The organism is Caballeronia grimmiae, from assembly GCF_022879615.1.
GTDB classification, from domain to species: Bacteria; Pseudomonadota; Gammaproteobacteria; order Burkholderiales; family Burkholderiaceae; genus Caballeronia; species Caballeronia grimmiae.
On sequence record NZ_CP084273.1, the window covers coordinates 123,771 to 144,028 of the forward strand.

General features: G+C 64.9%; 14 protein-coding genes and 2 pseudogenes. 7 read left to right on the forward strand and 9 right to left on the reverse strand.

All coding sequences use genetic code 11. The features are described 5' to 3' along the window. Positions 1–15: 15 nt before the first annotated feature. Positions 16–1,119, reverse strand: a complete 1,104-nt coding sequence (locus LDZ21_RS19885) for an AI-2E family transporter (RefSeq protein WP_244796416.1) — start codon at positions 1,117–1,119, stop codon at positions 16–18. 482 nt (positions 1,120–1,601) lie between these two features. Here LDZ21_RS19885 and LDZ21_RS19890 point away from each other — a divergent pair, with 482 nt between their 5' ends. From LDZ21_RS19890 to LDZ21_RS19915, 6 genes and pseudogenes are all read left to right on the forward strand, one after another. After that, a complete protein-coding gene (locus LDZ21_RS19890) occupies positions 1,602–2,891 on the forward strand; it encodes an efflux RND transporter periplasmic adaptor subunit (RefSeq protein ID WP_244796417.1) in 1,290 nt (429 codons plus the stop codon). A gap of 59 nt (positions 2,892–2,950) precedes the next feature. Further along, positions 2,951–6,166: an efflux RND transporter permease subunit gene (locus LDZ21_RS19895; RefSeq protein ID WP_244796418.1), complete on the forward strand. Its 3,216-nt coding sequence runs from the start codon at positions 2,951–2,953 to the stop codon at positions 6,164–6,166. 1 nt (position 6,167) lies between these two features. Then, positions 6,168–7,655 (forward strand): efflux transporter outer membrane subunit, encoded by a 1,488-nt coding sequence (locus LDZ21_RS19900; RefSeq protein WP_244796419.1) that lies wholly within the window; start codon positions 6,168–6,170, stop codon positions 7,653–7,655. Continuing rightward, on the forward strand, positions 7,652–8,938 hold the full coding sequence (locus LDZ21_RS19905; RefSeq protein WP_244796420.1) for a paraquat-inducible protein A: 1,287 nt from the start codon (positions 7,652–7,654) through the stop codon (positions 8,936–8,938). Before LDZ21_RS19900 ends, LDZ21_RS19905 begins: the two co-directional genes overlap by 4 nt. Further along, the gene (locus LDZ21_RS19910) at positions 8,935–10,536 is read left to right on the forward strand and encodes a PqiB family protein (RefSeq protein WP_244796421.1); all 1,602 of its coding nucleotides are present in this window, start codon (positions 8,935–8,937) and stop codon (positions 10,534–10,536) included. The genes LDZ21_RS19905 and LDZ21_RS19910 overlap by 4 nt, the downstream gene beginning before the upstream one ends. Before the next feature lie 35 nt (positions 10,537–10,571). Next, positions 10,572–11,015, forward strand: a pseudogene (locus tag LDZ21_RS19915) (PqiC family protein); the annotation flags it as partial. A 226-nt stretch (positions 11,016–11,241) separates the two neighbouring features. Here the strand turns inward: LDZ21_RS19915 and LDZ21_RS19920 are convergent. The 8 genes and pseudogenes from LDZ21_RS19920 to LDZ21_RS19955 all read right to left on the reverse strand — a co-directional run bounded on the left by LDZ21_RS19920 (position 11,242) and on the right by LDZ21_RS19955 (position 19,088). Further along, positions 11,242–12,207 (reverse strand): hypothetical protein, encoded by a 966-nt coding sequence (locus LDZ21_RS19920; protein WP_244796675.1) that lies wholly within the window; start codon positions 12,205–12,207, stop codon positions 11,242–11,244. A gap of 59 nt (positions 12,208–12,266) precedes the next feature. Beyond that, complete coding sequence (fabI, locus tag LDZ21_RS19925; protein ID WP_244796422.1) at positions 12,267–13,049, reverse strand: enoyl-ACP reductase FabI; 783 nt, start codon at positions 13,047–13,049, stop codon at positions 12,267–12,269. Beyond that, positions 13,046–14,239, reverse strand: coding sequence for an acetate/propionate family kinase (locus tag LDZ21_RS19930; protein WP_244796423.1), 1,194 nt, complete (start codon positions 14,237–14,239; stop codon positions 13,046–13,048). The genes fabI and LDZ21_RS19930 overlap by 4 nt, the downstream gene beginning before the upstream one ends. Before the next feature lie 4 nt (positions 14,240–14,243). Further along, positions 14,244–15,182 carry a phosphate acetyltransferase gene (locus LDZ21_RS19935; protein ID WP_244796424.1) on the reverse strand — a complete coding sequence of 313 codons (939 nt, stop codon included), beginning with the start codon at positions 15,180–15,182 and terminating at the stop codon, positions 14,244–14,246. 11 nt (positions 15,183–15,193) lie between these two features. Continuing rightward, positions 15,194–17,508: pseudogene (locus LDZ21_RS19940) on the reverse strand (DUF3141 domain-containing protein). Between the two features lie 177 nt (positions 17,509–17,685). Then, positions 17,686–18,489, reverse strand: a complete 804-nt coding sequence (gene ppk2 / locus LDZ21_RS19945) for a polyphosphate kinase 2 (protein WP_244796425.1) — start codon at positions 18,487–18,489, stop codon at positions 17,686–17,688. Positions 18,490–18,508: 19 nt separating this feature from the next. Continuing rightward, positions 18,509–18,766, reverse strand: coding sequence for an RNA recognition motif domain-containing protein (locus tag LDZ21_RS19950; RefSeq protein ID WP_035966586.1), 258 nt, complete (start codon positions 18,764–18,766; stop codon positions 18,509–18,511). Positions 18,767–18,899: 133 nt separating this feature from the next. Continuing rightward, on the reverse strand, positions 18,900–19,088 hold the full coding sequence (locus tag LDZ21_RS19955; RefSeq protein ID WP_244796426.1) for a DUF2964 family protein: 189 nt from the start codon (positions 19,086–19,088) through the stop codon (positions 18,900–18,902). A 177-nt stretch (positions 19,089–19,265) separates the two neighbouring features. On the opposite strand from LDZ21_RS19955, the gene LDZ21_RS19960 reads away from it, so the two are divergent. Then, complete coding sequence (locus LDZ21_RS19960; RefSeq protein ID WP_244796427.1) at positions 19,266–20,252, forward strand: hypothetical protein; 987 nt, start codon at positions 19,266–19,268, stop codon at positions 20,250–20,252. Positions 20,253–20,258 lie beyond the last annotated feature (6 nt).

The window sequence follows — 20,258 nt, forward strand, 5'->3', positions numbered from 1 at the left end:
CCCGCGAACCGCATATCAAGGCCCCGACGACTCCGCCGCCGTCACCGCCTCGCGATCTCGCCGCACCCAGCGCCAGAAAAGCTGATAGCCGACGGCCAGCATCACAGGCCCGATAAAAAGCCCGATGACGCCGCTCGTCACCATGCCGCCGAGCGCGCCGATCAGCACGACGGGCATCGGCACGGAAACGCCGCGTCCAAGCAGCAGCGGTTTCAGCACGTTATCGACGAGTCCCGCGATGAACACGTACACGGAGAACACGACGGTCGCGACGTTCACGCCATGGGTGACGATCACGAACACGATGACCGGTCCGGTGATGAGCGTCGCCGGCAATTGCATGATGCCGATGAGCAGCACCGCGAGCGCCAGCAGCCCCGCGCCGGGCAGCTCCATCATCACGAACGCGACACCGATCAGCACCGTTTGAATGAATGCGATTCCGACGACGCCCTGCGCCACCGCGCGGATGGTCTTCGTGCAAAGCTCGACGATGCGTGGCCCGTTATCCGCGCCGGAGATGCGCGAGGCGATCTGCAGCGCATTGCGATGTCCCTTCTCGCCGTGCGCCATCACGATGCCCGCAACGATGAGCGCCACGAAGAAGATCACGAGCCCCGCGCCGAATCCCGTGACGGTGCCCAGCACGGTGCGCCCCGCGACCTTCAGCTCAGGCGCGAAGCGATGCAGCACGCCGGCGAGATCGGTCGACGCCTGCGACCAGAAATCGAACACGCGCTGGCCGATGAGCGGCCAGCTCGCCACCGATGCATCCGGCGGCGGAACGTGGATGCTTTCGCTACGAAGGACCGCGAACGCATGCTCGACCGAATCGGCCAGCGCGAGTGCGAGCATGCACGTCGGCGCCAGCACGACGGCAAACGCGACGAACACGATCAGTGTTGCAGCGAGGCCGTCACGGGCGCCGAAGCGCTGGCGCAACATCGTCTGCAGCGGATAGAGCGTGACCGCGAGAATCAGCGCCCAGATCATCAGGTTGAGAAACGGCGCGAAGATGCGAAAGCAGAACACCGCGAGCACCGCGATCAAACCGACCCGGATCAACACATCGAGCAGCTCTCTGGACAGCTCACGTTGAAGCGGTCGCGGGTGCAGCATGGTCGTCTCCTGCCGGACGCCGCCCGGCTGGCCGGCACTGCGTTCCAGTCTAGGACAGCCGCGCACGACGATCAACGCACATGCGAGGCACGTCTGCATGCCTAGCCGAAACATTTACTTCGGACAAGAAAGCATTCACGTTGTCAGTCAGCGTTTCATAAATCGATACGAAAGAGGCGCTTGCCGGAAGCTCACGAACCCTATGGCGTTTTCATCGGTATTCGGCTATTAGTAGATTCGTCAGCGCACTGCAATGAAGCGTGACCGCCCTGGCCGATCGCGCAAGCGGCTCTCTCGCCATAACGCAAATCATCGAAAACGGAGGCAGCGACGGCACATTCGAAGCTCGGGGCTCGCGTCCGGTGACATCGGCACGTCCATCCGTTTTCGCGCGTGATTCACCGCGTACTGCGAGCAATCGACGGCGAGCGCGCCACCCTGCGCCCGCATTCTGTTAAGGCCATCCCACGGGGGAGGCGCTCATGGCGTTGGTGTCGGAACGAATACTGAATGGCTGGTTCGCGCGGGCATCGCGGGAAACGCACCGGATGGGCGCTCATCGCTGTCTGCCGGTCGCCGCGCTGGCGCTGATCTCGCTGGCCGGTTGCAAGAAGCCGCCTGCCGAAGCGCCGCGCGCCGCCGTCGACGTGACCGTCGTGACGGTTGCCACCAAAACGACGCCGGTGGAGTTCGAATTCACCGCGCAAACTCAAAGCTCGCGTGAAGTCGAGATACGCGCGCGCGTCGACGGCTTCCTCGAAAAGCGCATGTACACGGAAGGCGCGCTCGTCGAAGCCAACCAGATCATGTTCCTGATGGACAAGCGCCCCTTCGAGGCCGCCCTGCAAACGGCCAAGGGCGCGCTGTCCCAGCAGCAGGCGCGGCTCCTCGTCACGAAGCAGAACCTCGCCCGCGTGCAGCCGCTCGCCGCGATGAACGCATTGAGCAAGAAGGATCTCGACGACGCCGTCGGCAACGAGAAGAGCGCGGAAGCCGCCGTGATCGCAGCGCAAGGCGAAGTGCAGACCGCGCAGCTCAATCTCAGCTATACGACGATCCGCTCGCCGCTCAAGGGCCTTTCCAGTTTTGCACGCGTGCAGGAAGGCAGTTACGTGACGCCGACGCAATCAGGCCTGCTCACGTATGTCTATCAGCTCGACCCGATGTGGGTGAACTTCAGTATCTCGGAGAACGAGTTGCTGATGTATCGCGAGCAGATACAAAAAGGCCAGTTGCGTTTTCCGGCCGACAACAAGTTCGATGTGACCGTCATTCAGGCCGATGGCTCCGTCTATCCGCAGACCGGGCGTATCGATTTCACGAATCCGGCCTTCAGCACGCAGACGGGCACCTTCCTCGTGCGCGCATCGTTTTCGAATCCGAAGGGCACGCTGCGTCCGGGCCAGTTCGTGAAGGCGCGCGTGTCGGGGGCGCTGCGGCCGAACGCGATTCTCGTGCCGCAACGGGCGGTGCTGCAAGGCGCGAAGAGCCACTTCGTATGGGTGCTCGACGATCAGTCGAAGCCGCATCAGCGTGTGATCGATGTCGGCGAGTGGCATGGCGACGACTGGTTCATCACGAACGGCTTGCGCGCGGGCGAGCGTGTGATCGTCGATGGCGCGATCCGCGTCGGGGCCGATTCGCAAGTGCGCGTCGTAAGCGCGCCGGCTGAAGGCGCGCCGCCTGCCGCACCCGCGTCCGCTGCGATGTCGGCATCGGGCGCGCAGGCGTCGATCGGCAGCACAAAGGCATCAGGCGAGAGCCAGCAGTGAGCAGGCCAGACTAAGCGGCTTAATCGAATAAGCGGAGCCACGGCGAGCGGAAAAGGCCAATGAACATCTCACATTTCTGCATCGACCGCCCGATTTTTGCCTCGGTCATCTCCATCATCATCACGCTCGGCGGCGCGCTGACGATGCTCGCGCTGCCGACCGCGCAATATCCCGACATCACGCCGCCGCAGATCACCATCTCCGCGACGTATCCGGGCGCGAGCGCCGAAGTCGTCGCGAACAACGTGGCCGCGCCGATCGAGCAGCAGGTCAACGGCGCGGACAACATGATCTACATGAGCTCGTCGAGTTCATCGACGGGCAACCTGACGATCAACGCGTACTTCGAAATCGGCACGAACCCGGAACTCGCGCAAGTCGACGTGCAGAATCGCGTGAACCTTGCGTTGCCGCAACTGCCGCAATCGGTGACGGCGCAGGGCGTGCAGGTGCAGAAGAAGTCGCAGGCCTTCATGATGGTGGTCGCAATCTATTCGCCCGACGAACGTTACGACGCCACCTACATCGCCAATTACGCGAACGTCTATGTGCTCGATGCGCTGAAGCGCATCCCGGGCGCGAATCAGTCGAGCATCTTCGGCACGCCGGACTACGCGATGCGCATCTGGCTCAAGCCCGACCGCATGGCGCAGCTCGGCATCACCGCCGCCGATATCCAACGCGCGGTCGCCAATCAGAATCAGCAGTTCGCGGTCGGCCGTCTCGGGCAATCGCCGACGGGCGCGCCGGTCGAGCAGTCGTTCGCGGTCACGACGACCGGGCGACTCACCGAGCCTGCCGAATTCGAGAACATCATCATTCGCGCGGAATCCGGTGGCGCGGCCATCGTGCGGCTGAAGGACGTCGGGCGCGCGGAACTGGGGCAGAAGGATTACTCGATCCGCAGCCGCTTTCAGGGCAAGTCGGCGACGGTGCTCGCGGTGTATCAGCAGCCGGGCGCGAACGCGCTCGACGTATCGAAGCAGGTGCGCGCGCGTCTTGCGGAGATGAAGAAGACGTTCCCCGAAGGCATCGACTACCAGATCGCGATGGACACGACCGAGTTCACCCGCGCGTCCATCAGCGATGTCGTGCACACGTTCTTCGAAGCCGTGGTGCTGGTGGTGATCGTCGTGTTCGTGTTCCTGCAGAACCTGCGCGCGACGCTGATTCCGGTGCTCGCGGTGCCGGTCTCCATCGTCGGCACGTTCATGGGCATGCAGGCGCTCGGTTTCTCGATCAACATGCTGACGCTGTTCGGCATGGTGCTCGCCATCGGCATCGTCGTGGACGATGCGATCGTCGTGATCGAAAACGTCGAGCGCAACATGACGGTCAACAAGCTGGACCCGAAGACCGCCGCGAAGAAGGCGATGGACGAAGTGGCCGGGCCGGTCGTCGCGATCGTGCTCGTGCTGTGCGCGGTGTTCGTGCCGGTGGCGTTTCTCGGCGGCATCACCGGGCAGATGTACAAGCAGTTCGCCATCACCATCGCGATATCGGTGGTGATATCGGGCATCGTCGCGCTGACGCTGTCGCCCGCGCTGGCCGCGCTGCTGCTGAAGCCCGGCCATCACGAGAAGAAAGGCTTCTTCCGCTGGTTCGATAACCAGTTCCTGCGGATGACGCACGGTTATACGCGCGTCGTGCGGCTCATCATCCGGCGCTTCGTGATCGCGCTGCTGCTCTTCGTGGGCATGATCGCGCTCGCCGTCGTGATGATGAAGGACATCCCCACTGCGTTCCTGCCGCCCGAAGATCAGGGCTATCTGCTCGGCGCGGTCATCATGCCCGATGCCGCATCGCTCGATCGCACCGGCGCGGTGTCCGATCGCGTGACCGAATATTTCATGAAGCAGCCCGCCGTCAGCAGCATCGCGACGGTCGATGGCTTCAGCCTGCTCGACAGCCAGAACAAGAACAACGCATCGACGTTCTTCGTCGGCCTGAAGAGCTTCGATGACCGCTACACGTCCGCGAACATTCGCACGCAAAATGCCCGCGCGGTGCTCGTCGATGCGTACAAGGCGCTTTCGCAGATCAGCCAGGGCATCGTGGTGCCGCTGAATCCGCCGTCGATTCCGGGCCTCGGCACGACGGGCGGCACCGAAGTGTGGATACAGAGCAAGGGCGATACGACCATCGCGCAGTTCGCGGGCGTCGTGCAGGATTTCGTGCTCAAGGCGAAGTCGCGGCCGGAGCTGACCGGCGTCACATCGACCTTCAACGCGTCGTCGCAGCAACTGCTCGCCGACGTCGACCGCGACAAGGCCGAGACGCTCGGCGTGCCCGTGGAAGACGTCTATAGCGCGATGCAGACGATGTTCGGCTCGCTCTATGTCTCGCAGTTCAACCGGTCGAGCCGGCTGTGGCAGGTGATTCTCCAGGCGGAGCCTTCATATCGGCTGAAACCCGGCGACCTCACGCAGATTTTCGTGAAGAGCAAGACCGGCAGCATGGTGCCGCTCAAGTCCGTGGTCACCACGCGCTACGTGACCGGGCCGGATCTCATCACGCGCTTCAACAACTTCCCGGCGGTGAAGATCACCGCGAACGCCGCGCCGGGTTATTCGTCGGGTCAGGTGATTCAGGCGCTGGAGGAAATCGGCGCGGGGCTGTCTTCCGACTACGGCATCGCGTGGAGCGGCGAGGCGTACGAGGCGAAGCAGTCGGGCGGGACCTCGGGCCTCGTCTTCGTGTTCGGGCTCATCATGGTGTTCCTGATACTCGCCGCGCAATACGAGAAGTGGAGCCTGCCGCTCGGCGTGCTGATGGCCGTGCCGTTCGCCATCTTCGGCGCGCTGCTCGCGATTCTCTTGCGCGGGCTCAATAACGACGTGTACTTCCAGATCGGCCTCACGATGCTCGTCGCGCTGGCCGCGAAGAACGCGATCCTGATCTTCGAGTTCGCCGTGCTGAACGTGGAGGCCGGCAAGTCCGTGTTCGACGCTGCGATGTCCGCCGCCGAAGAGCGCCTGCGTCCGATCGTGATGACATCGCTCGCGTTCATCCTCGGCTGCGTGCCGCTCGCGATCGCGACGGGCGCATCGGCGAACAGCCGGCATTCGATCGGCACCGGCGTGATCGGCGGGATGCTCGGCGCGACGGCCATCGCCGTGTTCTTCATTCCGATGTTCTTCTGGGGCCTCGAAACGATGTCCACGCGCAGGAAGAAAAAGGCCGCACAGGCGCCCGCCCCGACGCCGACCGATACCCACACACCCGGCGGAAGCGGCCCGAATGCGACGCCGTCGGCTCCGGACAAGGGGCACTGAGATGCGGTCCGACCGGTTCTTCCGCACACTGTCGGGCGTGATCGCCGCCGTATCGCTTGGCGGCTGCCTGCTCGGACCGAACTATTCGCGCCAGCCGGTGGAGACGCCCGCGACGTATCGCTTCGCCGCCACCGATGTCGCCGATACCGCCAACACCGAATGGTGGAAGCAGTTTCAGGACCCCGTTCTGGACGAACTGATTGCGACCGCGCTCGCCAACAACAAGGACGTGAAGATTGCGGCGGCGCGCGTCGAACAGTTCATGGGGCAGTTCGTCACGACGCGCTCTGCGCTGTTCCCGCAGATCGGCGCGGGCGCGACGGCGGCGCGGCAACGCTCGCCGCTCGGCGCGCTCCAGCAATTGCCGGGCGGCGTCGGGCCGGTCTATAACAGCTTCGAGTTGTCGGTGTCGGCGGCGTGGGAACTCGATCTGTTCGGGCGCACCCGCCGCCTGACGGAAGCGGCCCGCGCCAATCTCCTGTCGAGCGAAGAAGGCAGGCGCGCGACGATTCTCTCGCTGGTCGCGTCGGTGGCGTCGTCGTATCTGAACCTGCGCAGTCTCGACAGGCAACTCGAGATCGCCAAGGCGACGACGGAGAGCCGCGCCGAATCCGTGCACGTGTTCACGCTGCGCTTCGAAGGCGGCGAAGTCTCGCAGATGGAACTCGCGCAGAGCCAGTCCGAATACGAAGCCTCGCTCGCGACGATTCCCCAGCTCGAAACCCAAATCGCGCAGCAGGAAGACGCGCTCTCGGTCCTGCTCGGCAGCAATCCCGGGCCGATCGTGCGCGGCCTGCAACTCGGTGCACTCGCGACGCCCGTGATACCGGCAGGCCTGCCGTCGGACCTGCTCGAACGGCGGCCCGACCTCTTGCAGGCGGAACAGGATCTGGTCGCGGCGAACGCGCTGATCGGCGCGGCGCGCGCGCTCTACTTCCCGCAAATCTCGCTGACGGGTCTGCTCGGCACCGCGAGCACGCAATTCTCGTCGCTGTTCACCGGGCCGGCGCGCTTGTGGTCGTTCGCGGGTCAGGTCACGCAGCCGATCTTCACGGCGGGCAACATATCGGGCCAGGTGCAGACGGCGGAAGCGCAGCAACGCGCGGCGCTGCTCACGTATCAAAAGGCGATACAGGTGGCGTTTCAGGAAGTCGACGACGCGCTCATCCAGTCGCAGAAGCTCCACGAACAACTCGAAGTGCAGGGCCGTCAGGTGACGGCGCTTTCGACCTACGCAAGGCTCGCGCGGGCGCGCTACGAAGGCGGCTATACGAGCTACATCGAAGTGCTGGACGCCGAGCGCAGCCTCTTCAACGCGCAGCTATCGGAGACGCAGACGCATGCGGCGGCGCTGGCATCGTTCGTCACGCTGTACAAGGCGATGGGCGGCGGCTGGGTCGTCACCGCCGACCAGATGACGACGCAGACGGCGACGACGCCCGCTGACGGAGCGAAGCCGGCTGCACCCGCGGCCCCGACGGTGCAATGAACACGGCAACCTCCACGGCGGCGCAGGATCGCGAGCTGACCGCGTGCCCCGAATGCGATCTGCTCCAGTTCGAGCATCCGGTGCCGCCCGGCGGCGCGCTGCGTTGCTGCCGATGCCGCGCCGTGCTCTACCGGCGGCGCCAGCGCGGTTTCGACCGCGCCCTTGCCTGCGCGCTCGCGGCCTGCGTGCTGTGGCTGATCTCGAATGCGTTTCCAATCGTCGGGTTGTCGGTCAATGGCGATCTCGTCGAGACGACGCTCTTCGGCGCGGTCCGCGTGCTGTATCGCGACGGCATGTGGCCGCTTGCGGGGCTGATCTTCGTCACGACAATACTGATGCCCGCCGCGCACGCGCTCGGCATGGTCTGGCTGCTGTTGCCGCTGCATGTGCACCGGCGGCCGTATCGTGCGGACGCAGCGTTCCGGCTCTTGCGCATCGCGCGCGAGTGGGGCATGACCGAAGTGCTGATGCTCGGCCTGCTCGTCGCGGTCGTGAAGCTCGCGCATATCGCATCGGTGGTGACGGGGCCGGCGCTGTGGTCGCTCGCCGCGCTGATGCTGCTGCTCGTCGCGGCGGCGTCGGCGTTCGACGAGCGCGCGATGTGGCGCGGCGTCGACAGCGCATCGCTTGCAATGCCGGAAAGCCCGACGCTTAAAGGACGCACCGCATCGTCGAGCGGCATATGCGTCTGTCATGACTGCGGGCTCGCCACGCGCGGCGTGCTCCGGCATGAACAGCCGTGCTGCCCGCGCTGCGGCGCGCGGCTGCATCTGCGCAAGCCGGCAAGCCTCTCGCGGACGTGGGCGTATCTGATCGCGGCCGCGGTACTCTACATACCCGCGAACCTGCTGCCGGTGATGAACACCAGTTCGCTTTTCGGCGCGCAAAAGGACACGATCATGAGCGGCGTCGCGTATCTGTGGACGTCGGGGTCGTGGCCGCTCGCGATCATCGTGTTCATTGCGAGCATCGCGGTGCCGATGCTCAAGATTCTCGCGATCGGCTATCTTGCCGCGAGCGTCAACCTGCGCATGACGCAGTACACGGAGCAACGCGCGCGCATCTACCGCATCGTCGAGATGGTCGGACGCTGGTCGATGCTCGATATCTACGTGATCGCCGTGCTCGTCGCGCTCGTGCAGTTCAGCGCGATGGCGACGATCGAAGCCGGGCCGGCCGCGATCGCGTTCGGCGCGGTCGTCGTGCTGACGATGCTCGCCGCGATGTCCTTCGATCCGCGCCTGATCTGGGACACGAGCGATGCGAAGGAGACGCCGCGATGAGCTCTCCCGGCGACCCTCCCGATGCCGAAGTCGTGCCGAAGAAGCGCTGGCGCATTCCGTGGATATGGGTCGTGCCGGCGCTCGCGGTGCTGATCGGCATCTGGCTCGCGGTGCAGACAGTGCTGCAAAAAGGCCCGGTCGTGACCATCACGTTCAAGACCGGCGAAGGGCTCGAAGCGGGCAAGACCAAGATAAAGTTTAAGGACGTGGACATCGGCATCGTCAAATCGGTGGCGCTTTCCAAGGACTACACACGCGTCGTCGCGACGGCCGAACTGACGCGCGATGCCGCGAACATGCTCGTCGACGATACGCGCTTCTGGGTCGTGCGTCCCCGCGTCGCGGGCGGCTCGGTGTCCGGCATCAGCACGCTGTTGTCGGGCGCGTATATCGGCATGGATATCGGGCGTCACAAGAACGTGCAGCGCGACTACGTGGGGCTGGAGACGCCACCCGTCTTCGCGAGCGACGTGCCGGGGCGGCGGTTCGTCCTTCGCTCGCCGGATCTCGGTTCCATCGATGTCGGCGCGCCGGTCTATTTCCGCCGGCTGCAAGTGGGCCAGGTGACGTCGTTCGAACTCGACAAGGACGGCAGCGGCGTCACGCTGAACGTGTTCATCAATTCGCCCTACGACCGCTACGTCAACGCCGATTCGCGCTTCTGGCAGGCGAGCGGCCTCGATGTCACGCTCAGCACGGAGGGCCTCAAGGTCAACACGCAGTCGCTCGTCTCGATGCTGATCGGCGGTCTCGCGTTCGAGACGCCCGCCGTGTCGCTGAGCTGGGCGCAGGCCCCGGCCGATACGAGCTTCACACTGTTCCAGACGCGTTCGGAAGCGCTGCGTGTGCAGGAACGCATCGTCGAGCATTACGTGTTCAACTTCACGGGCTCGGTGCGCGGCCTCTCAATCGGCGCGCCGGTGGAATTCCGGGGCATTCCCATCGGCGAGGTATCGGCGATCAATACCCGATTCGATCCGGCGACGGGGCGGATCAGCATTCCTGTCGAAGTGAAGCTGTATCCGGAGCGTTTCACGTCCCGCTTCGCGTCAGGCCCGAAGGGCGGGCGCATGGTGAGCGACCCGAAGGCGCTCGCGGATATGCTCGTCGCGCACGGCTTGCGCGCGCAGTTGCGCACCGGCAGCCTGCTGACCGGGCAGTTGTACGTCGCGCTCGAATTTTTCCCGACCGCGAAGAAGGCGAGCGTCGACTGGAGCCGCACGCCGCCCGAACTGCCGACGACGCCGAGCGGGCTCGATTCGCTGCAGGATTCGATCAACCGCATCATGACGCGCATCGACAAGCTGCCGATCGAGCAGCTTACCGCCAGCGCGCAGCAGACGCTCGACAACACGAGCCGGCTGATGCAGAACCTCAACACCGAGGTCGTGCCGCAAGCGGCGACAACGCTGATGGCCGCGCGCGCCGCGCTCGACGCGGCGCATTCGACCTTGCTGCCCGGCTCCGGCTTGCAGCAGGACACGACGGAAGCGATTCGGGAATTGACGCGCACGGCGGCGTCGTTCCGCAGCCTGGCGGATTATCTGCAGGAGCATCCCGAAGCGTTGCTGCGCGGAAAACCGGAGGACAAGAAGTGATGCGCCTTGCGTGGCTGTCCCTTTCGATCATCGCCATGCTGGCGGCATGCGCGTCGCCGCGCGCGAGTTTCTATCGGCTGAGCACGGACGACACGCTGACGGCGACGGCTGTGCAAGCGCCGGCGCGGCCGGTCATCGTGGGTCCGGTGACGGTGCCCGATCTCGTGGATCGACCGCAGATCGTGACGCGCAACACGGACAACGAAGTGGCGCTCAATGAGTTCGCGCGCTGGGGCGAGCCGCTGAAGAGCAGTATCGCGGATGCGATCGCCGGCGATCTGACGGTCCTGCTGGGCTCGGACCGGGTGGCAGTGGCGTCACGTGCGATACCCGAGACGCAGGCGTTGCGAGTGCGTGTGGATATTCAGCAATTCGAATCGATTCCGGGCGATGCGGTGATGATCGACGCGCGCTGGAGCGTGCGCGGCAATATGGACGATGCCGGCGCGACGGGGCGTTCGCTCGTGCGGGAAGCGGTGACGGGGCCGGATTTCGATGCGCTCGTGGCGGCGCATAGCCGCGCGTTGGGAGGGTTAGCCGGGATATTGCGGGGCGGTGGGGGTGGGGGCGTTGAGGGTGTTGCTATGGCGTTGGCGAGGTATTGCGTTGGCGGTTGCGATCGAAGACCAACGACGTGTCTCTCGCCGTACCAGGGCGGCACGCGTGCTGTCCTTATCCGGATTGAGTCCTTGACCACGCGCCGCCTCACAACACCCACCGCGCAGCATCATCGAGCGCGGTTCCAGCGGGCGGCAAGTCCCGCCGCGCGATCCGCACGATCTCGACCGCACGCGTTTCCGGCGGCTGCATCGGCAGATAAGCAAGCTCGAGCCTCACATCGGCGGCGGGCTCGTCGCTGCCCTCGTCCACGATCAGGTTCATCTGATTCACACGCAACGCGCGCTGGGTCACGCGGATCAACGCCGACGGCTCCTCGAACACGTCGATGATCGCGCCCAACTGCTGCTCGACCGCTTCGGCGCGCGAGCCGAGCGCGGCGATCGCGGCTTCGTTATCGGCGATATCGCGCTGAAGCCGCGCGACGTCCGTCGACGCATCGGCGGACGCAGACGACGCGCCGCTCAACCCCGACATCCCCGCGCCGCGTCGTCCGAGCATCTGCATTCGAGCGGACAGCAGCGCCCGCGCCTCCTGTAGCGCCTCGCGCTGCGCTTCCCTTGCGCCAACGCGCGACATGCCTTCGAGCGCAAGCTGTTCGATCACGCGCAGCACGATCTCATGCCTGAGCGCGGGGTCGGTTTCGTCGCAGATGCGAATGCGTTTTTCGTCGAAACTCACCGCGACGCGCGGCACTTCCGAGCGCAGCACGCCGCCTTCGTGAGCCACCGCCAGCACGCGTCGTTCGACGAAGCGGCTGCTCAGCACCGCATAGGCGTGCTCCGCGACGTAATGATCATCGAACCAGCCGCGCAACTCATGCGACTGGCCGATGGTTCGCGTGATGTCGTCCGCCGTCGCGAACATCGTCCGCAGATGCGGATCGTCGGCCCATGCAGCGGGGGTGGCGTCGCGCGGGGCGGGCAAGGCTTCGACGAGCTCTCGCGCATAACGCAGCGCCCCGCCGATGACCGGCGCGAGCCGCGCATCGCAGCGATTCGCGAGCCGTACATGCGGCGCAATCCGTACGACGCGTTCCAGTGCTTCACGCACGTCAGCTTTCGATGCGCTCGCATCATCGTTCGCATTCCCGAATAGTCGACGAAGCATGTTCATGCCATGATGTGCACGCCGCCATCGACATAAAGGGTCTCGCCCGACACGCGCCGCGCAAAGGGCGTCGCGAGAAATGCACACGTGAAGCCGACGTCCATGATGTCGACCAGTTCACCGAGCGGCGCACGCGCAGCGGCCTCGGTCAGCAACAGGTCGAAGTCCTTCAACCCCGATGCGGCGCGCGTCTTCAGCGGACCGGGCGATATCGCATGCACGCGGATGCCCTGCGGACCGAGTTCATACGCAAGATAGCGCGCGCATGCCTCGAGCGCGGCCTTCACAGGACCCATGACGTTGTAGTTCGGAACGACCTTGTTCGCGCCCTGATAGCTCATCGTGAACATCGTGCCGCCGTTCTTCATCAACGGGGCCGCGAGCCGCGCCATCCTCACGAACGAATGACACGAGATGTCCATTGCCGCCGCGAAGCCTTGCGCCGAGCAGTTCAGCAAGCCGCCCTGGAGATCGTCCTTCGGCGCCGATGCAATCGAATGGACGAGGATATCGAGCACGCCCCATTCGCGCTCGATGCGCTCGAAGACCGCATCGAGTTCATCCTGCCGTGACGCATCGAGCGCCATGAACACCGGCGCTTCCAGTTGCCGCGCGAGCGGCTCGACATGAGGCTTCGCCTTGTCGCTGGCATACGTGATGGCCAGCTCCGCGCCCAGTTCGCGGAACGCCTTCGCGCAGCCATACGCGATCGAGTGCTCATTGGCGATGCCGGTTACCAGCGCCTTCGCGCCTCTGAGCGGCGGTTGCGGTGCGAGTGGCGTCATGCCGATGCTCCTTGTGTCAACGCGAGCGTATGGCGCGCGATCATCAGTTCCTCGTTGGTCGGCACGACCCACGCGCTGACCTTGCTCGATGGCGTGCTGATGCGCGGGCCGCCGCGCGCGTTGGCGGCGTCATCGAGGTCGATGCCCCACCATCGTGCCTCCTCGCACACCCGCCGCCGGATCTCCGCCGAATGCTGACCGATGCCGGCCGTGAAGACGAGCGCATCGAGGCCGTGCAGCGCGGCGCCCATCGACCCGAGCTCGCGGCAGATCCGGTACACGTAGAGGTCGATGGCGAAGACGGCGCGCGCGTCGTCGGCGGCAAGCAGCGCACGCATGTCGCCCGAGATGCCCGATACGCCGAGCAGCCCCGAACGCCGATACAGCAAGTCTTCGATTTCGCGCGCATCCATGCCCAGTTCATCGAGCAGATAGAGCACGACGCCCGGATCGAGCGTGCCGCAGCGGGTGCCCATCATGAGACCGTCGACGGCGGTAAAGCCCATCGTGCTCGCGACACTCTTGCCCGCCCGCAGCGCGCACAGGCTCGCCCCGTTGCCGAGATGCGCGACCACGGTGCGCCCCGTCGCCGCTTCCGACGCGATATCCGGCAACACGCTCGCGATGTACTCATACGACAGGCCATGAAAGCCGTAGCGCCGCACGCCCTTCTTCGTCACCGACTCCGGCAGCGCGAAGGCCTGCGCAAGCGGCGGTTGCGTCGTGTGGAACGCGGTGTCGAAACAGGCGACTTGCGGCATCGACGGCATGCGCTCGGCGATGATTCGCATCGGCCTCAGATTGTGCGGCTGATGCAGCGGCGCGAGCGGCGTGAGCGTTTCGAGTTCGTCGAGGATGGCGGCGGTGGCGAGCACCGGCTGGGTGAAATTCGCGCCGCCATGCACCACGCGATGCCCCACCGCCACAAGACGATGCCCGCCGCCCTGCCCGCGCAGAAAGTCAGCGATATGCTTGATGGCTTCCGCGTGCGAAAGCTGTACGCCTTCCCCCCACGCGTGTTCGCCGGCCGGCTGGCCGTGCGCATCGAACGCGGTGAAGTGCGGCGAACTGAAGAGCCCTTCGGCCTGGCCGTGTATCACGAGCGCGAGACCGCCGGAGCCGCCGGCATCGAACGCGCAGAACTTCAGGCTCGACGAACCCGCGTTGAGAACGAGAATAAGGTCGGCCATCGCATTACCCCAGCAGTTGCGCTTCCTCGGTGCGCTTGGCGGCGACGAGCGACGCCACGGCGCACGACGCCAGCCGCGATTGCAGCGAGTCGGCCCGGCTCGTGAGGACGATCGGCACGCGCGCGCCGAGCACGATGCCCGCCGCATCCGCGCCCGCGAGAAACGACAGGCTCTTCGCGAGCATGTTGCCGGCTTCGAGATCGGGAACGAGCAGCACGTTCGCACGCCCCGCGACCGGCGAATCGATCTTCTTCGCACGCGCGGCTTCCGGGTCGATCGCGTTGTCGAGCGCGAGCGGGCCGTCGACGAGCGCGCCCGTGATCTGATGCCGGTCCACCATCTTGCAGAGCGCGGCGGCTTCGAGCGTCGATGGCACCTTTGGGTTCACCGTCTCCATCGCGGAGAGAATCGCCACGCGCACTTCGGGCATGCGCAGCGCGTGGCCCAGATCGATCGCGTTTTGCAGGATATCGACCTTGTCGGCGAGCGTGGGCGCGATGTTGATTGCCGCATCGGTGATGAGCAGCACGTTCTCGTGGCCCGGCACGTCCATCAGAAAGCAATGACTCACGCGCCGCGCGGTGCGCAGTCCGCCTTCGCGCGCGACGACGGCGGCCATCAGTTCGTCGGTGTGCAGGCTGCCTTTCATCAACGCTTCAGCCTTCGCTTCGCGCACCAGCTCGACCGCCAGCTTCGCGGCTGCGTGGCTGTGCGGGGCATCGACGATAGGAAAGCCGGCGATCTTCAGGCCATGCTCCTCGGCCACTTCATGGATGCGTTCGCGCGGCCCGACCAGATAAGGCTTGATCAGCCCCATTGCCGCCGCTTCGACCGCGCTTTCCAGCGAAGTGCGGTCACACGGATGCGCGATCGCGGTCGCGAGCGGCGGCAGCGTCTTGCAGATTTCGATGAGCCGCTGGTACTTCTCGTGCGTGTGCTCCATATCATCTCCCTTCAATGCGCCTGCGCCGATCCCTTCGCCTGCCTCGGCTGCTTCGCCGGCTTCGCGGCTTGCACGGGCAGCACCGCACGGATGCGCGCGAGCATCTCGCGCTGCGCGGCGGTCGGCTCCACACTCTGCACGCGGCTATCGGCGAGCAGCGTATCTATGAAAGTCAGAAGCTTCTTTCGATCATCAGTATCGCGAAGTAACTCCGGCAGTGCCGCGAGCGCCTGCCCGGGCTCCAGCCGCACGACGATCTCCTGCTCGCCGCGCAGCCTCCGCCATGCGTCGGGCGGCATCTGTGGCACGTACTGCGCGTACTCTCGCGTGAGTTCCTGCCGCAGCAGCATGCGTGCGAACGGAATCGGCAGGTCATGCTGCACCAGCAGACACGCGACACGCGCGAGCGCCTCCGGATAGCCGCCACGCGCGATCCCCGCCAGCGCTTCCTGCACGAACGGCAGATCGCGCGGATCGGCCGGTTCGTGCCTGGCCGCGCGGCCATCGGCGGTTTGCGCGTGATGCGTCGAGAACATGTTTCCGTAGATGGAGAAGAAGAGGCTCTCGGTAGCGGCATCGCGCATCGCGCGATAGAAGTCGAGGCCCGCGCTCGCATGTCCGACCCGAAATGCTCGACTGCATGCCATGCGCCCGGCGCGGCATCGGGCTTGCGCGCGGCTTTCACGGCATCGGCTGCGGGGCCGAGCCACGCGAGCCACGGATTCATATCGGACACCATCCAGCGTTGCGCGCGCAACGGATGAAACTGCCGCAGCCAGGTCGCGGTCACATCGTTCGACATCGCCTGCACGAACGGCTGCGCGAAAAGCTCATAGGCGCGCTGATTGAAGTCCGATACCTGCTGAACCGCCTTGAACGGCAATTCATCGATGCGCTCGAAGCGATTGAATCGCGCGACGACCTCCTCCAGCCGATGCTCGCGGAACGTCACGTCGTATTCGGTCGTACCGTCCGCCGTCTTTCGCTCGGCGATCTCCATGCCGTACAGCCCCGGCGGAAACGATTCGATCGCCTCCAGCACCGATGCAATCTGCGTGTATTCCTTCTTCGCGACCTTGCCGCTCACGAAGATGCCGAGATGCCCGATATCCTGATGCATGAGCCCGACGATCACCTGTCCGCGCGACTTGATTTCCTCGGTGCTGCCATAGACATCGGCGACCCAGTTGAACGCCTGTTGCGGCGGCGTGATGTTGTCGCCGAGCGAGGCGAAAAGAACGATCGGCGACTTGATCGCGCGAAGATCGAACGACACGCCTTCCATGCCGCGCACTTCGCCCGACCACAGCTTGTTGCCGACGAAGAGATTGCGCGTGATCCATTCGATCTCGTCGCGGTTCATCAGGTAGTAGGCGCCCCACCATCGTTCGAAGTCGAGGAAGCGCGGCGGCTCGCTGTCGATGTTCGCATAAAGGTGGTAGTACTTGTCCCACAGGCTGTTCGCCGGGTTGAGCGATTCGAAGTTCTGCACCAGATGCGCACCGTCGAACTTGCCGTTGCCAAGGTCCGCCGTGAACGACGCGAGCCACGTGCCGCCCAGCATGCCGCCCGAGTAGCGCATTGGGTTGTCGCCGTCGCCTTCGCTCCATGCACCGCTCCAGTACGACATCGGCGCACCGTTGATGACGAGCGGGCCTGTTTCGTCCGGCTCGGAACTGGCGAGCATCATCGCGGCCCAGCCGCCCTGGCAGTTTCCGACGATCGCGGGCTTGCGGCTCTCGGGATGCAATGCGCGGACGTGCTTCACGAAGCGCTGCTCGGCGGCGCAGACATCGAGCAGCGTCTGGCCCGGCTGCGGATCGCGAAAGAACGTGACGAAGTAGACCGGATGACCCGCACGCAATGCGACGCCCACTTGCGAGTCGTCCTTGAAGCCGCCGATGCCCGGACCATGCCCCGCACGAGGATCGATGATGAGATACGGCCGCTTCTTGTCGTCGATCACGACGCCTTGCGGCGGCACGATACGCAGCAACGCATAGTTCACCGGCCGCGAAAAGCCGCGACCGTCGAGAAGCATTTCGTACTCGAAATGCAGCACCGGTTCGGAGCCGCGCTTCGCCTGCTCGACGAACTGATTGCCGCGCCGGCGCAACGTATCCCAGAAGAGAATCGAACGCTGAAACACGTCGACCGCATAGTCGTAGCCGTTCGAACTGGCGTGGCCGTTCTCGAGCAGATGCTTGCCCGCCGCGCGGACGCGCTCGCCGTATTGCTGCTGCGCGGTTTGCGCGCGCTTCTGAAACACCCGTGTGACTTTGCCCGCGATGTCCTGACTGCGGGCGAACTGATCTGCATACGTCATGGCGCGGCCTCCGCTACGAGAGCTTGAGAGGGAAACGCTTACAACAGAGACGGGGGCTGCTCTCGTGGATGATTCGATTCGTTCAGCCCAACTGATCGATGGCACGACATGGCATTGATACCATCGACCAAGCCCGCGCGCAACGTGGCGTCCATCGGCAGATGAAGCGGACCGCGCCTAGTAGCGCTCGGGCACGTACCGCAAAGGACGATCGTTCTCGCGATAGCCCTCGGGCTTCTGCCGCTTCGGCAGCTTCACCTTCTCGCGCGGAACGTCGGTGTAGGGGATGTTCGTCAGCATGTGGCTGATCATGTTGAGCCGCGCCCGCCGCTTGTCGTCCGAGCGCACGACGTACCACGGCGCGTGCTCGGTGTCGGTTGCGGCGAACATCTCGTCGCGTGCGCGCGAGTAGTCGTACCAGCGGCTATAGGAGCGCAGGTCCATCGGCGTGAGCTTCCAGACCTTGCGCTCGTCGCTGATGCGCGCCTCCAGGCGGCGCGTCTGTTCCTCCTGCCCCACTTCGAGCCAGTACTTCAGCAGGATCACACCCGAATCGATGATCGCGCGCTCGACGAGCGGCACGCCGCGCAAGAAGGTTTCCGCCTGTTCCTGCGTGCAGAAGCCCATCACGCGCTCGACGCCCGCGCGGTTGTACCAGCTCCGGTCGAAGAGCGTGATCTCGCCTGCTGCAGGCAGATGCGGCAGATACCGCTGAACGTACATCTGCGTCTTTTCGCGTTCGGTCGGCGCGGGCAGCGCCACGACGCGAAAAATGCGCGGGCTCACGCGCTCGGTGATCGCCTTGATGGTGCCGCCCTTGCCCGCGCCATCGCGTCCCTCGAACACGACGCAGATTTTCGCGCCGGCATGCACGACCCATTGCTGCACCTTCACGAGTTCCACGTGCAGGCGCGCCAGTTCCTTTTCATAAGCCTTGGCGCTCAAACGCTCATGCTCCGCGACGGCCTCGTTCACGTTCATTGCGTTTCTCCCGCGTCATTCAATGCTCGTGACGCTCCGGCATGACCTGCACCACGAGCTTGCGATCCTTCCAGAGCATGTTGTGCAGGCGCGGCTGGAAGCGGCGCAGCACATGCGGCTCCACCGAGTCGAAGGTCACCACCGCCGCCGGACGTTCGCCGGTGCCCGGCACGCGTTTGATGGAATCGAAAGAAGGGAATCCGTATTTACAGAGGAACTCGCGGATCTCATCATCCGTCGTGTCCTCGTCGATATTGCCTAGCCAGAGATCGCCCATTGCGACACCCTCCATCGCCTGGCGGGGCTATCCCGCCGCTTCGGTCAGCATCCAGTTCGTTCGCCCGCACCGCGTTGCAGCTTTTATAGCGTAGTACACATTCGGCGCGATCATCACGCTTACGCGCATATTTCTACTTGCGTTGCGCGAGCGGATTCAGCGCGGCCACGAAGATGACGATGCCGATTGCAAGCGCCAGCATCCCATAACGGAATTCGGGCCGTATGTCATAGATGAGGCCGTGAATGGTTCCGTAGAGCCCGCCCAGCCAGATGAACACGCCAATGGCCGCGATCACCATTCGAAGCTCGGTTCGTTGCATCGATGCCTCCATGACGTGCGTGATGCGTGGGACTTGGCGCGCGTGAATGCTTGCACTACATTCGTTGCGTGCGCATGCCAGGCAAGCGCGCGGACAACCGCTTTGCTCGTACAACCGTAGATGGCGCAAAGCGACGTGCGGCCATCAACCGTTCAACGTATCGCCGGGACGCCTTGCATGCAACAGCCGATACGCTCATTGCGCCGGTCCTGCGCCGCGTCGTTGCTCGCGGCGTCGGTGGCCGTGGCATCCGCGGCAGCGCACGCGCAAGCCGCGCCGGCGGCGCCGGGGGACCGCACCGTCATCGCCGGCAACGTGAAGCGCTACGCCGACGCCGTGCTCGCCATCATGTCCTACACCGCCGTGCCCGACGTGACGACCAGTTCGCTTTCGATCAACAGCGGCTCCACGGGAGATCCCGGATTCGGCCAGACGCAGCTCGGCGGCGGCTTCACCATCAGCAAGTCCTTTCCTCTCTATCTCGAAGGCACGCTCGCGTATAGCCGCTACGATCCGACCTTTGTCGCCACCGACGGCAACCAGCAGCGCGCCGTCCCGACACGATGGAACACCGCGAGCACGACAGTCGGCATCGGCTGGGACTTTCCCATCACCGACGAACTGCGCATCCGGCCGATACTCAACGGCATGGTCGGCCGCGTCGCGAGCGACCTGCGCATCGCGCAAACGCTCTTCAATCACGCAGCCGACGCCAACCTCCAGTTTCTCGAAGACGGCGCGCTCAACGCGTATGGCGTCGGCGGCTCGCTGATGCTCGATCTGGAGCACTATCGCGAGCACTACGAAGTCGATCTCGAACTGCGCGCCACCGATATTCATCTGCGCAGCTTCGGCAGTTCGTCGGACGCCGTGCAAGGCTCGGCGAACTCACAGCAGTTCAGCCTGTGGGCGCGCTGGCGTGCGCCGACCGGGCTCGTCGCGCTCGACAAGCCGCTGCGCTACGTGCTCGAAACCGCCTACACGCACTACTTTGGCGACAGCGCCGGCGCCCTCGGCTTCAACGATCTGACATCGCTCGGCGTCGGACTCGAACTCGACAGCAGCAAATATCCGATCGTCATCACGCGCACGCGGGCGATGGTGCGATACGTCTTCGGCCATAACGTGCACGGCGTGTCCTTCGGGTTTGCGGTCAGCTTCTGACGCACG

What these genes read in the sequence shown, in the direction of transcription:
- LDZ21_RS19900 (WP_244796419.1), top strand. Translation starts at nt 6,168, where the DNA reads ATGCGGTCCGACCGGTTCTTCCGCACACTGTCGGGCGTGATCGCCGCC.
- LDZ21_RS19905 (WP_244796420.1), top strand. Translation starts at nt 7,652, where the DNA reads ATGAACACGGCAACCTCCACGGCGGCGCAGGATCGCGAGCTGACCGCG.
- ppk2 (WP_244796425.1), bottom strand. Translation starts at nt 18,489, where the DNA reads ATGAACGTGAACGAGGCCGTCGCGGAGCATGAGCGTTTGAGCGCCAAG.
- LDZ21_RS19885 (WP_244796416.1), bottom strand. Translation starts at nt 1,119, where the DNA reads ATGCTGCACCCGCGACCGCTTCAACGTGAGCTGTCCAGAGAGCTGCTC.
- LDZ21_RS19910 (WP_244796421.1), top strand. Translation starts at nt 8,935, where the DNA reads ATGAGCTCTCCCGGCGACCCTCCCGATGCCGAAGTCGTGCCGAAGAAG.
- LDZ21_RS19950 (WP_035966586.1), bottom strand. Translation starts at nt 18,766, where the DNA reads ATGGGCGATCTCTGGCTAGGCAATATCGACGAGGACACGACGGATGAT.
- LDZ21_RS19930 (WP_244796423.1), bottom strand. Translation starts at nt 14,239, where the DNA reads ATGGCCGACCTTATTCTCGTTCTCAACGCGGGTTCGTCGAGCCTGAAG.
- LDZ21_RS19935 (WP_244796424.1), bottom strand. Translation starts at nt 15,182, where the DNA reads ATGGAGCACACGCACGAGAAGTACCAGCGGCTCATCGAAATCTGCAAG.
- LDZ21_RS19895 (WP_244796418.1), top strand. Translation starts at nt 2,951, where the DNA reads ATGAACATCTCACATTTCTGCATCGACCGCCCGATTTTTGCCTCGGTC.
- LDZ21_RS19960 (WP_244796427.1), top strand. Translation starts at nt 19,266, where the DNA reads ATGCAACAGCCGATACGCTCATTGCGCCGGTCCTGCGCCGCGTCGTTG.
- LDZ21_RS19955 (WP_244796426.1), bottom strand. Translation starts at nt 19,088, where the DNA reads ATGCAACGAACCGAGCTTCGAATGGTGATCGCGGCCATTGGCGTGTTC.
- fabI (WP_244796422.1), bottom strand. Translation starts at nt 13,049, where the DNA reads ATGACGCCACTCGCACCGCAACCGCCGCTCAGAGGCGCGAAGGCGCTG.
- LDZ21_RS19890 (WP_244796417.1), top strand. Translation starts at nt 1,602, where the DNA reads ATGGCGTTGGTGTCGGAACGAATACTGAATGGCTGGTTCGCGCGGGCA.